16 protein-coding genes and 1 tRNA gene are annotated in these 14010 nt (G+C 45.8%); 2 read left to right on the plus strand and 15 right to left on the minus strand.

What is annotated here, in order from left to right:
- Positions 1–4 precede the first annotated feature (4 nt).
- The 10 genes from ACZ48L_RS02460 to ACZ48L_RS02505 form a co-directional block, all read right to left on the minus strand.
- A complete protein-coding gene (locus ACZ48L_RS02460) occupies positions 5–685 on the minus strand; it encodes a DUF5045 domain-containing protein (protein WP_025791088.1) in 681 nt (226 codons plus the stop codon).
- On the minus strand, positions 682–1377 hold the full coding sequence (locus ACZ48L_RS02465) for a hypothetical protein (protein WP_278537166.1): 696 nt from the start codon (positions 1375–1377) through the stop codon (positions 682–684). The genes ACZ48L_RS02460 and ACZ48L_RS02465 overlap by 4 nt, the downstream gene beginning before the upstream one ends.
- Before the next feature lie 14 nt (positions 1378–1391).
- Entirely contained in the window at positions 1392–2120 is a 729-nt protein-coding gene (locus ACZ48L_RS02470; RefSeq protein ID WP_464722003.1) for a hypothetical protein, read from the minus strand.
- On the minus strand, positions 2102–4987 hold the full coding sequence (locus ACZ48L_RS02475; protein ID WP_025791086.1) for a TraG family conjugative transposon ATPase: 2886 nt from the start codon (positions 4985–4987) through the stop codon (positions 2102–2104). Before ACZ48L_RS02475 ends, ACZ48L_RS02470 begins: the two co-directional genes overlap by 19 nt.
- A gap of 5 nt (positions 4988–4992) precedes the next feature.
- Positions 4993–5271: a DUF4133 domain-containing protein gene (locus ACZ48L_RS02480; protein ID WP_025791084.1), complete on the minus strand. Its 279-nt coding sequence runs from the start codon at positions 5269–5271 to the stop codon at positions 4993–4995.
- 62 nt (positions 5272–5333) lie between these two features.
- Positions 5334–5696 (minus strand): DUF4134 domain-containing protein, encoded by a 363-nt coding sequence (locus ACZ48L_RS02485; protein WP_025791082.1) that lies wholly within the window; start codon positions 5694–5696, stop codon positions 5334–5336.
- Between the two features lie 119 nt (positions 5697–5815).
- Positions 5816–6181 carry a hypothetical protein gene (locus ACZ48L_RS02490; RefSeq protein WP_044113800.1) on the minus strand — a complete coding sequence of 122 codons (366 nt, stop codon included), beginning with the start codon at positions 6179–6181 and terminating at the stop codon, positions 5816–5818.
- Between the two features lie 12 nt (positions 6182–6193).
- A complete protein-coding gene (locus tag ACZ48L_RS02495) occupies positions 6194–6796 on the minus strand; it encodes a helix-turn-helix domain-containing protein (protein ID WP_025791080.1) in 603 nt (200 codons plus the stop codon).
- Positions 6789–7196, minus strand: coding sequence for a hypothetical protein (locus ACZ48L_RS02500; protein WP_004363138.1), 408 nt, complete (start codon positions 7194–7196; stop codon positions 6789–6791). Before ACZ48L_RS02500 ends, ACZ48L_RS02495 begins: the two co-directional genes overlap by 8 nt.
- Positions 7193–7882, minus strand: coding sequence for a ParA family protein (locus tag ACZ48L_RS02505; RefSeq protein ID WP_025791077.1), 690 nt, complete (start codon positions 7880–7882; stop codon positions 7193–7195). Before ACZ48L_RS02505 ends, ACZ48L_RS02500 begins: the two co-directional genes overlap by 4 nt.
- A gap of 549 nt (positions 7883–8431) precedes the next feature.
- On the opposite strand from ACZ48L_RS02505, the gene ACZ48L_RS02510 reads away from it, so the two are divergent.
- On the plus strand, positions 8432–8764 hold the full coding sequence (locus ACZ48L_RS02510) for a hypothetical protein (RefSeq protein ID WP_025791076.1): 333 nt from the start codon (positions 8432–8434) through the stop codon (positions 8762–8764).
- Positions 8748–9857 carry a HigA family addiction module antitoxin gene (locus ACZ48L_RS02515; RefSeq protein WP_025791075.1) on the plus strand — a complete coding sequence of 370 codons (1110 nt, stop codon included), beginning with the start codon at positions 8748–8750 and terminating at the stop codon, positions 9855–9857. Before ACZ48L_RS02510 ends, ACZ48L_RS02515 begins: the two co-directional genes overlap by 17 nt.
- A 55-nt stretch (positions 9858–9912) precedes the next feature.
- On the opposite strand, the gene ACZ48L_RS02520 is transcribed toward ACZ48L_RS02515, so the two are convergent.
- From ACZ48L_RS02520 to ACZ48L_RS02540, 5 genes are all read right to left on the minus strand, one after another.
- Positions 9913–11475, minus strand: coding sequence for a relaxase/mobilization nuclease domain-containing protein (locus ACZ48L_RS02520; protein WP_025791073.1), 1563 nt, complete (start codon positions 11473–11475; stop codon positions 9913–9915).
- Between the two features lie 68 nt (positions 11476–11543).
- Complete coding sequence (locus ACZ48L_RS02525) at positions 11544–11924, minus strand: hypothetical protein (protein ID WP_025791071.1); 381 nt, start codon at positions 11922–11924, stop codon at positions 11544–11546.
- Between the two features lie 358 nt (positions 11925–12282).
- Positions 12283–12504: a hypothetical protein gene (locus ACZ48L_RS02530; protein ID WP_025791069.1), complete on the minus strand. Its 222-nt coding sequence runs from the start codon at positions 12502–12504 to the stop codon at positions 12283–12285.
- 50 nt (positions 12505–12554) lie between these two features.
- Positions 12555–13682: a site-specific integrase gene (locus ACZ48L_RS02535; protein ID WP_025791068.1), complete on the minus strand. Its 1128-nt coding sequence runs from the start codon at positions 13680–13682 to the stop codon at positions 12555–12557.
- Positions 13683–13927: 245 nt separating this feature from the next.
- Positions 13928–14002: transfer RNA gene (locus tag ACZ48L_RS02540), tRNA-Arg, on the minus strand.
- Between the last annotated feature and the right edge of the window lie 8 nt (positions 14003–14010).

Here is a 14010-nt window from a genome sequence, read left to right on the forward strand (position 1 = left end):
TGTTTTATCGTTTGTAATAGTTCTGCGCCATGCCGACAAGGTGCGCCACACGGCTGACCATCTCCTCCATCTGTTTCTTGTATTGCTGGTAGGCTTTCTGCCGCTTGGCGTTTTCAAGTTCATACCCTGCACCTGTCCGATGGATGTAGACGATTTCCTGGCAAATCATTTCATTCTGCCGTGTCAGTTCATCGACCTGATATTTCAGTTTGCCCTTGCTTCGCTGCATACAGAAGAGCAGTCCGTCGGCAATGGATTGCTGCATACGGTCAAAGTCGGCCTTGAACGAAGAATAAACCAGATCGACATTCCTGTCAGCGGCACGCGCCACTTCCTCCTTGTAGAGTTCTTCCATCTTGACACGTTCCTGTTCGGCTTCCTTCATCTTCTGCCGTTGTGTCTCCTCGGCGGTGATACGGGTGGGCATGATCCGCTTCACCTTGGACTTACTTTCCTTGAACCGCACCCTCCAACCAGATTTAAGGAATCCCCATTTCCAGTAGGTCTCCCCACCACTATACTTTTTATGCAGCAGGTAATAATACCATGCAGGAGAAAAATCCCACGGCCCGTTTTCCATTGACTTCCACTGCTTTTCCTTCTGGTCGTCGTAGGTTGGATGCTGTGCCGATACTGGTAAACATAGGTAAAGCAAGCCCACTATTATCAATAAATACTTTCTCATACGCTGTTCCATTTATTGATTACTTTCTCTGCTATCTTGTCCGTTACCTCACTGTTGAGAATGTCCCAGATGTAATCGTATCTGAAGCCGCCGACGGTAATGATGCTGCACCATACGTTGGCACCGTCTATAATTCCCCTCATGTTCTCGATGGATGTTCTCAGTTCCATGACCAGATGTAGCTTCTCGTCCACCGAGGCCTTCATTGCGTTGATACCGCTGGCGGCAAGCGAGGCATAAAGGGCTTTGATATTCTTGATTTCCCTTGCACATGCCATGTTCGCCTCGGTATAGTACCATGCCACCATCGGTTTCTTGAAGGTATATTGAAAGGTGGAGCGTGTAAACTGGGAATACTCCTGTATCAGACGATACATGCTGTTGGCCGTCGAACCCAACGCACTGGCTAAGATGACGTAGGAATAGCCGTTGTTCAGTTTGCTGTCCAAGGTCGTCCTCACATCATTGAACTTCGTGGCACCTTTTGTGATGATGCTCTGCTCGCCAAAACTCGTCGTCACCTTTGCCAAGGCCTTGTCCTCCTCGCCCTTAATGAGTTTGTGCAGACTGATGAGGGCTTCGATGGTGGCCGGATCCCTCGGTGTGGGAATTACATCGGCAAAAGTAGGAGCTGCTAATGTTAGGCATAAGAGCAACATCCAACACCTATTTATATAATATGCTCTTTTCATATGCTCGACCTCCATTATACACCCAATCCGTTCCAGTTGTCAATCAGCCCGTCCACCGAGTTGCGAGCGGTGATATAGGCAGCCCATGACTCCACGTCGATGGCCATGAGCACATCGCCCCAGCTGTTTCCGAACTGACACATCATCATCATGACCTCCAGTTTGTAGTGGATTTCAAGCAGACGGCTGTAGATTTTGTTAGCCATCGTCAGCCGTTCATAGCGGTTGAGCAGGTTATACCCATCGTCCTTGCCGCCGTTTTTGCCTTCTTTGAGTGGGTTGCGGATTCTGCCATTGTTCACAATGTCCACAAAGTCGTGTACCAGTCCTTCCGTCTCGGACACGAGGTTGGCCATCTCATTGATGCATACCACATAGTTTTTGCCCGGCGACTTGCCGAGCTGTTTCAACACGATGGGCACGTCCTTGAAGATACCAGCGGTGAGCGAGACTATTTCCCCATAGTATTTGCTTTCCTCCCCAAAGCCTGTAATGTTCTGCATGGAAAGTTGGTAGAGTTCCTTAATGCTTGCCATCGTAGCGGTGTATTGCATCAGCTTCTCCTGCTTGGACTTGATGGAATCCAGACGACCGTTGTGCTTGTCCTCAATGATTTTCTGCGAAACTGCATTTGCCGTTACTGTTGCCATCGTTCTCTTGTCGATCACCACACGCCAGCCAGCCTGGATATTCAGCGAGGCAAGGAGCATCGCCAGAACGAGGATTAACTTTGACTTTTCCATAAGCTCATAATGTTTTGATGATTGTTGACCTGCCGCGCGAAGTCGAGATATTTATTTATCCCAGTCTGTCTGCGGTCTTTTTCGATCTCCGTGATGGCGCGTTGGATGTTGCCACCGAAGTGCCTTGTATAGATTTTGAGTGCTTCCTTTTCTGCCCGTTCCGTAGTATAGGCCCAGTAACATTCAGGCGGCTCCTCCACACCATACACGTCCGACACCTGCCCACGGCATATCCATACCTCCTTGAAGTAGTTGCGCCCCTCGTGGTTATTGAGCGCATTGATGGTGAAGATCTGCTGTCGCTGTACGGCCGTTAATCCGAGGATGGCCGCAATGTCATCGTACCTGTCCTTGAACTTGGCCTGGTCGAGCAGGATTTTCACATCACTGTTGTTGATAATCGCCTCTTTGACAATGGGCGAGTCAATCACATCGTTCAATTCCTGCGTCACCACACCGGCGATGCCGTGGAACTTGCGCACCGTCTTATACAGATATTTGATATACTCTGCCATCGTAGGCGAGGCGATGGCCTTCCATGCCTCTTCGATGATGAGTGCCTTTCGGCCTTTCTTGATACGCATCTTCTGGAGGAACACATCCATGATGATGAGCACAACGATGGGAAACAGCACGGGGTCGTCCTTGATTTTGTCTATCTCAAAGACGATAAACCGCTCATCGAAGAGCGACTGCTCCAAATCGTTGTTCAGTGTACTCTCCAGTTCACCGCCACGGTAGAACTGTTCGAGGATGGCAGCGAAGTTGTCAATGTTGAAGGCTATCCTTTTCTCGGCCATCAACTGTGGAATACGTTCCAAGGCATATTCATAGAAAGTATTGAAAGACAATTTCCTGACGGTCATCTTCCGTCTGCGCTGTTCCATTTTCTCTATCTTCTGTTCGATACGCATAAGATAGCTGCCCTCGATCACCTCCGCCATGATGCGCATAAGCTGACGGTTGGCCGCCACCTTTTCGCCTTCGGTCGCAGCTTTGTCATTGACCAAGGCATGTAGTTTCTCCACCTGACGCTTTGCCTTGACCTGATGCCGCACCTCTGCTTCTGAAAAGATGTCGTCCTTACCCTCTGCATAGTCCTTTGTGGAAATGTCGCTCTGATGTTCCTCAAAGTCCTGATAATAGCGATGCTCCACCTTCTCACCATACTTCTCATACTCGCCGTTCTTCTTATCCTCCAGCAAAAGTCGGTGGCGCAGTCTGTCCTTTTCTTCGGAAGAAAAGCCACGGAAAGGATGAAAGTAGGCATCGTAATACTCTACAATGACCTGATTGATGATGGCATCCTCAATCTTGGAGGGCATCTCGCTACCCTTGAAGATCAGGAAGATGAGGGATTTGAGGAAGTTCTTCTTCTCCCCGAAGTTCTGTCGGTACTCCGTTTTGGTAATCTTGAACGGATTCATGGAGATGGGATGCTCCTTGGAATAGGTGATATAAGTGCCACCGAAGTAGCTGCATATTCCCTCGTAGCTGTCACCAGTATCAACCATCACCACATCCGTGTTTTGCTCCAGAAGCTGGCGCACCACACTGTTCATGTGGAAGCTCTTGCCACTGCCAGAAGGTCCTATACAAAAGAAATTGGCATTGTCGGTATATTTGTGCGCACCTTCCTTGCCGGTAATGTCTATCGCCACGGGTAGTCCCTGCCGATCTGTATAGTAGGTTTTGAGTGGCGTCTCCTCCGAGTGTTTCAGATGCTCCTTGAAGCAAAGGCAGAGTGCGGCGTCCGACAACGTAAGGAAGAGATCGTAGTCGGGATTGAAGGCATAGCCGTTGCCCGGGAAACTGCATGTGAAGAGTTCCAACTGGTTATACGCTGACCGAGAAGGCATGATGGCGCAGTCGTAGAGTTTCGTCTCGATATACGAGGTAACTGGGGTTATCTTATCGTGTGGACAGCTGACGAGGATATTAAAGTTGGTATAGACCATCAGTTTGCTATCCACGGCCAACGTGTCCAGTAATCGTTCTATATCTTCCTTGGCGATGCGGTTGGACGGGTCGGGCATGGAGCCATGACGTTTCGCCTTGCCTTGCAGCTTCCGCATGAGTTTTCGTTGGGCAGGTATCTGGATGACCTGATTGTAGATGACGCAATCGGTATAAGGAATCTCCGTCAGGAAGGAGAAGAGGTCGGTGGCAATGTAAGTACCGTTGATATTCACAGAGAGGAACGGACGCACGAAGTTGGGCATGTTGATTTCGTCTATATCCACCAAGGGGAAGGACTTTACCGTGCGGTCGCCAATCTTCAGGTTCTCGTCCGAGCACTTGAAGTTGGTCATGGAGAATGGTCCCTGCTTGAACTGGAACGCCATGAAGCGATGAAGGTACTCGACAATCTCAGGCTTGCTCAGCTTACGGTGCGCAATACCTTTCTCCTGCAGGATGTCGGCTACCTTGGCCACCTTTACATGGAAGTCCTCCCATCGCTTGGCATCGTATTTCACGAAGGCATTGTGCGCACATTCCTGCGTGATGATGAGAAAGGTGCGTATGTCGGTATAAGGCCGTCCCTCGAAGTAGTTGAAGTAACTTTCGGTGAGGAACTCCTGTTCTCCCTCCGGCTCATGGTGATATTCCTGCTTGCAGAAAATATCCTGCTTCTGGAGGGCATAGCCTTCGCCGAGCGTCTTGACGATATTGGCCAGTACGTCCTGAAAGAGCCGATACTGGTCGGCATCGGTACAATACTGCTGCACGAAATTCTCTATCTCGAAAAATACTGATGGATTGCCCTTCTGCGACCAGAGCACCGTGTTGAGCTGTTTCCCGCCCTTCTCCCTGATGTCCTGCAACTGGGCAAAGAGCTTGTCGAATGGTTTTCTTTTCTGTGTCATAACCTTTATTGTTTGAAGATTCCGTGATAGATGCAGATACCCTTATCGTGGCGTTTGGCATGAAGGCCATTGCGCTGCCGGATGTAAATGGTGGCCAGTCCAACAAGGGCAAGGACAATCATGGCAATGAAGCCGGCTAACTTACCCAAGATGATGGAGAAGAGGATAAAGCCGAGGAAGGACACGCCGATGGCTATGGCAGCAAAGGTCAGGAATCGGCCTCTGATGCCCATGAACTCCAACGGTTTCTGTATGCCCTTGTATATAGGAAAGAAATCTTCCATAGAATGTTGAAATTTGGCAGGAGCCAGACGCATGGTCAGATGGTCCGGCTCCCACCGGTTAGTTACTTGAAGAAGAGCGGAAGCGCCTCCGACATGGCGATGAAAGCCACACAGCCACCGATGGTGAGCATGATGGTCTTCTTCACGTCCTGGTCGCCGTTCTGCATCTTGAAATATACATTGAACGCACCCACAAGCACGATGACGGCTGCGATGGCCTTCATCAGGTTGGAAACAGGGGTCTGATACGAAGAGATCTCCGTGGTGGCCTTTGAGAAGCCGCCCGCCCCCCTGCTGTTGGCCAACGCTGTTCCTGTACTCAGGGTGAACATACATACACCCACTGCTAATTTCAAAGACTGCTGCTTCGCAAAACTCCAAGCTTTCTTTGCGCACGCTATTGCTTGTTCTCTTAATTGCGACATAATCGAATGGATTAAATTTGAAATTCAATTCCATGTTAAAGCCGTAAGTCAAACAAGTTAAAGTGCTACGTCTGCAATGTTAAAGCTAAAGGTCGATATATGATTCATGAAGAAATCCGCTATGAAGATGGTGGACTTTCCTTCCAGTCGGCAAGCAGCCCACCCAGTTCACTGTTCTCACCGTCTTTCGACAGGTCTTCCACCTTGATCAGCAAGTCGTTTACCTCAATGCCGCCGGTCATCAGGAGCTCTGCCGTCTGCTTCCGTTTCATGGCAGCTGCCTTTTGCTTCTTGACAATAGGGCGAGTGATAAGCACGGGGGTAAATTCCCTTACTTCATCAGAAATGTCGATGGCTTCCTCCTGTACCTTGTCGTCTTCGCTGGCAGCCCGCTTGCTGTTTACCATCAGGTCGTAGGCCACTATTCCTAAGTAATAGCAGATGTAGCAAACCACTATAAAACCAAAGAATATTTGAAAATTCATACGCAATAGGCATTAAGTGAATGATGAACATGGAACTGATGCAGAAAGATAGACACTCATAGGCTGAAATGTCAACCCCATCTTCTGTCCGTTGCTCTCACGTATCGGCCTGCGCTTCAGCTCTTCATTATAATATAAGGTGTTGTGCCCGGGGATGACCAAATAGCCAAATGACTTCAGGATGCTCTTCAAGACCACCCGCTTCTTGTTTCCCACCACCTTGATGTTGGTTTTCTGTGGCAGACCGAACAACACGCGAGCCTTCTCCCGTTTGATGATGCTCCTTCTGCTACGGGACCGTATCTGCAGGGCATCGTCTGCCGTCCTGACAAGATGGAACTTCTTCACAATTCGTGATACTGTCCGAGTGGATATGCCTGTAAGCCGGGCTATCTCACTATGAGAGTGGCTGCAGTATAGCCGTCTGATCCTATCTGCCACTGTCATCGCTTTGGTGACAGGGCATTTGTGTAAGCCCAACTCATGCAGCTTCTTACGAAGGCAACTTAGGGAAATACCTAAATGCTCTGCTAACGAGGCGTTGCTCATCGCTTTATAATGGTCTTTAAGGTAATCCACCATAGCGGCGGTCCAGATGATACTTTGCCTATACATGATCTTGAAGATTATTGATAATGCAATCGTTTCTGCGCAAAAACTCTTTGAGGTAGCTGCCGTTGGTGCCGATGAAGGCACGGAGAGCAGCGTTGATGATGTCGGTAACTGACATATTGTTGATGTTACATAGCTTCAGTAACTCTACCACTTCGTTGTCTATCTCATAGTTTTTGCGGCCGTACTTCTTGACACGGTAGCCGTACTGTTGGGCATACTGCTGGAAGAGCTGCCAACTGCTGACTGTCTGGGGAATGTCTTGCTGTGCAGCTCTTAGCATTGGCTGAGAAGACGATGGGGAAGTTGATGTCTTCACCTCATTAAACACACCGTCTATATCGGGCAGATTGAGAAGGTCGTTGGTAGGTGCAGCCTGCAAATGGGAAGTATTCGTTTTCATTTTGTTGGCACTTTAGGTTTGAAGATCTGTTGATACATAAAGTCGAAGGTGGGTGACACGATGTCGTTTTGCGGCCCCATCAGTTCGATGGTATTGTACCGTTGCATATCCGCCTTGACCTCTATGCGCGGTGCAACCAGTCCGAAGTGGCGGAGCCTTTCCTCTGTCTTATCCCACAGTTCCAGTTCTGCCTTCCTGCCATATCGCTTATCCCATTTGTTCACAACGAAGATAAACCGGCTCTTCATGATGGGCAGCATGTGCTGCAGCTTGGCGATAAAGCCGATGAAAGTAGCCGTGGAACTGATGGAGGTTGCCTCGAACTGATAGGGGCAAACAATGTAATGACTTAGGGCGAAGATAGGCACCAGACCTTGCTGTGACAGATTGCCGGGAGTGTCCATCAGTACGAAACCTTTATAGCTGTTGCGTAGGTTCGTAAGGAACTCTCTCACATTGTTAGCGTCTTTGATGTCGAAAGTGTGTACGCTGTAAGGCAGTCGCACACCCTCGTACTTTTCCACGTCCTCATTTCGCTTGGAATAGATAGTCTGCTGACGGTCGAAATCTACAACGAGTACGCTCTCTCCCTTTGCTGCCAGGTAATCAGCGAACATGGTGCAGAGCGTGGTCTTTCCGACACCGCCCTTCTGATTGGCAAAGGTAATCATGATGTTGTCTCTCATTGTCGAGGTTGTTATTAGTTGTGTGATAATAACAAACTCCTTTTTGGAAGGCCGGTTATCAAATGGAGTTGGGCCCCAGTAGCATTATTTCGAGAAATAGGTATCTTGCGAATTAGGTAAATGAGGAAGATGCTAAATCGTGAAATCATTGGCAAAGATAAAAAATGGAAATGGAATTTGCAAGAGACTATTAACTCGTCAATAAGCACGATAATGCCGATATTCTGTTGATGGTTTCAAGACATAATAATATTTATAGTAAGATAGAGATAGTACGCACAATTTATTGTGAATATGGATTATAGTTTGCAATCCTTTTCCTTTAACGTAGTTTAACTACAGGAGATGAAAATATCCGGTAATGCTCTGCTATGATTCTAATTGTAAACGATATCATGGGATAATAACAAAAACATTCTTCTTGCAGTTTATAAAAGATGTAGAAAAGTTAAATATGTATATAGTGAACAATAACAGTATTAAAAAATTACCATATATGGGAATTTTGTCTTATCTTTGCAGCATAAAGGCTAAGATACATTTCACCGCATGAATATAATCTTCAAGGAAGAAGCCTTATCTGAGCTGTATGAAATAGGCAAAACCAAAGACAAGAAATACAAGCAGATATGCAAGAATAAACGTTTGTTAGATGGCTACATCCGGGCAGTAGGAATCATTTATGATGTAGAGTGTACAGACGAACTAAAGAATTTCAGCTTCTTACACTATGAGAAATTGAAATATCAGCAGAAAGAGCCTCTAAGCTCTGTTCGACTTGTAAACGGTTTGGTAGAACGCCTGTTGTTCAAGGAGACAAAGGATGGCATCGAAGTAGAACTAATTGAAATTGATAGTACACATTATGGCAACAAGAAGTAACAGATTAGTTCCTGTTAGGGCAATCCACCCAGGAGAAATCTTGCGTGAAGAGTTGCGGGAACGTGGCATCAAGCAAAAGGACTTTGCAAAGCAGATAGGTATGCAAGCTACCCATCTGAGTGAGTTTATTCGTGGCAAACGCAATCTGAACGACGATCTGGCCATGAAGCTGGAAAACCATTTAGGGATTCCCTATAAAACCTGGATGAACTTGCACAATGGTTATATGTATGACAGCAAAGCAGTCAGCATGAAACAATCGGAAGAACAAAATGCACGTTCGTTTGAGGACGCGTGTGCTCGTGTGTTCAATCTTAAACTTCTTTATAAGAAATTGAATTTAGCAGTTCTTCCCCTTCTTGAACGGGTGAAAGAAATAAAATCGCTTTTTTCCTTTGACCTGCTGTCATCTGCAGATATGAGCAAGCAAGTAGCTGGATTATATAAGTACAGCGACAAGGTTCAAATTGACGAAAAGAATATGCAGACTTGGCTTCTGTTGAGCTGGTTGGCAACTTCACGTGAAAAAGTAGAAAGGACTTATGTACATGGCAATGGAATAAAGGCCGCTGAAACAATCGCGAAATTGGCTAATGAGCGGAAACTTACAGCCATGGCTATCAAGGATAGTCTTTATCAAAACGGTATAGGTTATGTTGTAGTAGAAAAGTTGGATAAAACCCCTGTTGATGCTTTCTCTACTTATGTAAACCAACATCCTATAGTGACGGTTACCTATCGATATAATGATATTGATAAATTAGCATTTGATGTTCTTCATGAATTGTGTCATATCGAAAAGCACTTCTCAGAAGAGCACACATCGTTCATCTCTATCGAAGGAACTATCTACTCAAAAGATCCAAGGGAAAAAGAGGCAAACGACTTTGCTAAAGAGCATTTAATTCCATGTGAAGTTTGGAATAAAATACTTTCAGGTAAAAGCAGTAGCCTATCGCCGCATATTGTAGTGAAGGCTATTGCAAAAGAGGCTGAAAAGTATGGAATTAGTCCGACTATAGCAGTTTCAAGGTATAAACATGATACCAATTGGTATCAGACCTCGGCTTACAAGTCATCTAGGATTTATTGATAAAAAATGAGCTGGGTGACTTGCCCGGCTCTTCTTGGTCTATGGGCTTACAAGTCTATCGCTTCAGGCTTCGTTCATCATCAACCTCATAGCTATTTTTACTACCCACTTCCCATTCTGCATTTCGTTCGGATGCTGAGGTCTGGTATGAAAGAATATTTTTCAGGATGCTATTAGAAAGATAAGTGTTGTGGATGGGCATAGGTTGGAGCACTTGCAGAGCTGGGAGCAAGGCTTTGAAGTTGATACCTTCTGAAGCCAAGTTAAAAATAGACTTGTGCGAGAAATCGACACAATAGTATTCGTCACCTTGTCTGAAAATGGCAAGATGATTTTCTTTTAATGCTGCCCTCAAGTCTTGCTTATCAGTTGATGCAGCCAGATTGTTCAGCACTTCTACGGCAAAGCCATTGTTGAGGATGCCGTGTGGCTCTATATAAATAAGGTGGGGATTCTCAATCTTCCAAATGTGGCACAGAATATCGCGTTCCGTCTCGTTGGTAGGACAAAATGCCTGGACACGGCGCAGCATGAAGTTGAACTTCAACACCTTTTGCACGTTATCGCTTAGGGCAACCTCCCTGCCACCAAGGAGTTTGAAGCGACCTTTGGCAATGTGGGTACCATACTGTCGCCATAACATTCTGTTGAGTTCGTAGGCAATCATCCGTGGATTATCCTCCAGCATGGCATCCACATAGAGTTCCACCTTATTGACTCGTTCTTCTTCGCTCATGAAATGATGCAGCTGTTTGATGGAGAGTACGCTGCCACCTTTATACACCGCCTGTTTGTGATGATCCACTATCATGTAACCGTATGGCTTGTCCTTTGAACCGAAGAAGATGAGCGAGACACCAAATTTCTTTTGCATGATGTCCGCCAACTCGCCACGGCTGGAAACCATGTTACGGTACTTTTTCATTATAGCCCCCAACTGCATACGACGTTTGTAGGTCTCCTTTTCATCAATGGTTGAAAATCCTGCTATCAAGTCATCCTTAGTAATATTGGTGCGTACACGACCGCTGCGTGCTATTTCGAGGTTGCCGTCACGCTCGAAACATTCATAGCCGGATGCTTCCATGATAGCTTTGAATTGAGTGAGCGAATTGAACTTGTAACCGAGGGCTTCCTTTAAGAACAGGCTGGCACGCAGTTCTTCATCTTCGCCAACAATCTTGTTGATAGCCTCCTGCGAGCGGATGCGCTCATGGTTGTGGTCTATCTTCTGCCCGTTAGGATTCACCCGACTGGTGATGATGTGAAGGTGATTATTGTCGGTGTCATTGTGCACATAGATAAGAAGCGGCTGGCCTTCATCATCATAGCCCATTTCATGGAGATACCGGTGGGCAATATCCAGAAGCTGCTCCTGAGAGTATTCATGTCCCCGGCAGGAGATAGCAACATGGAACTGCGCCTTGCGGATATGCTCGTTTCTTGCCGAGTAGTCCATCAGGAACTGTTGCAGTTGCTCGGGCGTGTAGTCATCGACGGCTCCCACATAACCGAAGTTCTGCATTTCAAGGAGCACGGCCTGACCTTTGGCCACCTTTCGTTCGTTGTACTCGACGGCATGGAATGTCGTGCTGGAGGGTAGTATGGTTGCTATCATCGTTTTCTTGTGTGTTTGTGAAAAGATGGGATTGATAAATCGGTATTTACCGATTACGGCTTTTCGCTTTATCGTGTTAATCGTTTGGCTATCTGATGCTGTTCCTGTTTTATCGCTGTTAAGAGCTTTTGCAGCTCCATGATTTGAGGATAAAGCACACTCTCGAAATAGGGAAGTGTCAGCTCATTGGCTATCGCCAGTTCGTTGGCACGCTTGACCACCTGGTTGAAGTTGCTGCCCATCCATGCTAAGTCCTGCTGATACTTCTTATAGAAGGTCATCATTTCGTTGAGCGTGGCGATTTTACGTTTCGTGCCAACATCGTCAAATTGCTTGATAGCATCCCAAATCATGCTACTTACCGTTTTGTAGTTAGTAGCTTTCTGTTTAATCTGCTCGGCATCCTGTGCAGAAATCCTTATCCAGAGTCTTTTCGTTTTCCGTTCCATATTCTCCTGTTTATATTCTGAGTTGCGAAGAATAATCCCCAACTTGACAGAGTTGGCAAGTTACTTTTGTCCGCACAAAAGTACAACTTGCTACCCAAACTCCGTAAGGGAAATGTAGTCCTGCCACTTGCTTGTCTGACATAAAGTTAGCAAGAAATGATGGACTGTGGTGTCCTTCGATAACTAATTCAAGAAAAAAATTATCGTGAAATCGGGATAATGAAAACATGATTTAGCGATATAAGGATAAGCCGAAGTCACGAGTCCATTTCTTTGAGACAAGACGAAGAACCGAAGTTGTGAAGTAGTGATATTGCGAGAAAACGTAATCACAAAATACTTACTGATTATCAATGTTTTAGATGTTATATTGTTTGTTTTTCTCGGATATTTTTCGTATCTTTGGTATGGCTAATAATGTTTTAAGATGCAAGTATTTCTCTTCGTATATATCCTGTTCAGAGCCATCTTCCAACTGATAGGTTGGGTGATTCAAGGCTTTCTGTATGTTTTGTGGATGCTCTTTGGCGGCATCGCTTACCTGGTGAATTATCTGATAGAACGCAAAACATAAAGCCATGCCTCGAAGGGGAGGTATGGCTCTATGTGGGTGTGAGATTTATTCATCATTCATCTGATTGCCTTCTGGAGGTTTACCGCATGTCGTTCGATGGTCGATTTCAGCACCTTCGCATAAATCTGCGTGGTCCGGATGTTCTGATGCCCCAACATTCGTGCGACGTTCTCTATGGGCACGTCGTGGGCAAGAGCCAGCGTCGCAAACGAGTGCCGGGCAATGTGGAAGGTCAGGTTCTTGTTGAGTTTCATGGCTGCCTGGATGAGATGCAGGTAGTCGTTTGCCTTTTGATTGGATATTCTCGGCAACTTGAAATCATACTTTTTGAGCACCTCCATTGCCGGTTTGAGAATGGGAGTGAAGAATTTAGAGCCAGTCTTTAATCTGCTTCCATCAATATAATACAATGTTCCCTGCAGTTCCGTCATCGTATCAAAGCTAAATGATTGAACATCACAATATGCCAAACCAGTATAGGCGGCGAACACAAACAAATCTCTGACCTTATCCAGTTTCCCCTCCAGTTTTATTGTTCGGAGTTTTTTCAATTCTGTTTCAGAAAGCGGCTCACGTTCTTTACATTTGCCTCGCTTAAATTTAGCCAAGTCGTAAGGATCAACGTCTATAACATTTTCTGTAGCAAGCCTCTTTGTATAGATACGAAAATTCTTGTGATAGTTATTGATTGAAACATCAGAGCGAGTGCCATCTCTAAGCCATTGGTCAAAGGCTACCAAATTTTCCCGCGTTAAGTCCTTTGTGGTTTTTATCTGACCAAAACGCCTGATAGCTTCCAATGTGCAAATCTTGTGTTTGCGTGTACCCTCACGTATGTTTTCTTGCTTAATGGATTGTTCCATATACAGCAAGAAATTTACCGAGCCTTTACTTTTGGCAAATGGATTGTCTTCTGTTTCGTAATAATAGGAGTCAAACTTCTCAACGGATAATTTATCGTCAAGAACACTCATTGCAGCCAGTATCTGCTCACATCTTTTCTTGATAGCAAGTACCTTGGAAGAACTTACAAAATTTTCCAGTTCATCAGGGGCTACATCACCAAGAGAAATATATTTCCTCTCAGTCCTGCTGATATAGACTCGTACTTCGACTTTCCCTTTGCCACGTTTTGCAGCAACCTTTTTCCGATCATAGATGACCACAACTTCCTGTTTTGCCATATTAACAACATTTTAGTGTGGATGGAGAAGATTGTGGAAAGTGGTAACACATTCTGTATTCTGGTAACACAAATTGGTAACACATTTTATTCCCGAGAGCTCCTTTTTGCTCCCATTACTTCCCATTAGCCACAGGGTTTAACATTAAGCATAAACTCCTCTAAATGTGCTAATTAGGCCACAAGTGGCTCATTCTAAACGCAAAAGAGGATTTTGTTTCCAAAATCCTCTTTTTACATGGTTTGTGATTCCGTTGGGGTTCGAACCCAAGACCCACAGCTTAGAAGGCTGTTGCTCTAATCCAACTGAGCTACGGAACCATCATGCG

The organism is Prevotella histicola (genome assembly GCF_055385135.1).

Bases quoted from the DNA above. Each gene is read 5' to 3' on its own strand.
- ACZ48L_RS02460 (WP_025791088.1), bottom strand. From the start codon at position 685: ATGAGAAAGTATTTATTGATAATAGTGGGCTTGCTTTACCTATGTTTA.
- ACZ48L_RS02465 (WP_278537166.1), bottom strand. From the start codon at position 1,377: ATGAAAAGAGCATATTATATAAATAGGTGTTGGATGTTGCTCTTATGC.
- ACZ48L_RS02470 (WP_464722003.1), bottom strand. From the start codon at position 2,120: ATGGAAAAGTCAAAGTTAATCCTCGTTCTGGCGATGCTCCTTGCCTCG.
- ACZ48L_RS02475 (WP_025791086.1), bottom strand. From the start codon at position 4,987: ATGACACAGAAAAGAAAACCATTCGACAAGCTCTTTGCCCAGTTGCAG.
- ACZ48L_RS02480 (WP_025791084.1), bottom strand. From the start codon at position 5,271: ATGGAAGATTTCTTTCCTATATACAAGGGCATACAGAAACCGTTGGAG.
- ACZ48L_RS02485 (WP_025791082.1), bottom strand. From the start codon at position 5,696: ATGTCGCAATTAAGAGAACAAGCAATAGCGTGCGCAAAGAAAGCTTGG.
- ACZ48L_RS02490 (WP_044113800.1), bottom strand. From the start codon at position 6,181: ATGAATTTTCAAATATTCTTTGGTTTTATAGTGGTTTGCTACATCTGC.
- ACZ48L_RS02495 (WP_025791080.1), bottom strand. From the start codon at position 6,796: ATGTATAGGCAAAGTATCATCTGGACCGCCGCTATGGTGGATTACCTT.
- ACZ48L_RS02500 (WP_004363138.1), bottom strand. From the start codon at position 7,196: ATGAAAACGAATACTTCCCATTTGCAGGCTGCACCTACCAACGACCTT.
- ACZ48L_RS02505 (WP_025791077.1), bottom strand. From the start codon at position 7,882: ATGAGAGACAACATCATGATTACCTTTGCCAATCAGAAGGGCGGTGTC.
- ACZ48L_RS02510 (WP_025791076.1), top strand. From the start codon at position 8,432: ATGAATATAATCTTCAAGGAAGAAGCCTTATCTGAGCTGTATGAAATA.
- ACZ48L_RS02515 (WP_025791075.1), top strand. From the start codon at position 8,748: ATGGCAACAAGAAGTAACAGATTAGTTCCTGTTAGGGCAATCCACCCA.
- ACZ48L_RS02520 (WP_025791073.1), bottom strand. From the start codon at position 11,475: ATGATAGCAACCATACTACCCTCCAGCACGACATTCCATGCCGTCGAG.
- ACZ48L_RS02525 (WP_025791071.1), bottom strand. From the start codon at position 11,924: ATGGAACGGAAAACGAAAAGACTCTGGATAAGGATTTCTGCACAGGAT.
- ACZ48L_RS02530 (WP_025791069.1), bottom strand. From the start codon at position 12,504: ATGGCTTTATGTTTTGCGTTCTATCAGATAATTCACCAGGTAAGCGAT.
- ACZ48L_RS02535 (WP_025791068.1), bottom strand. From the start codon at position 13,682: ATGGCAAAACAGGAAGTTGTGGTCATCTATGATCGGAAAAAGGTTGCT.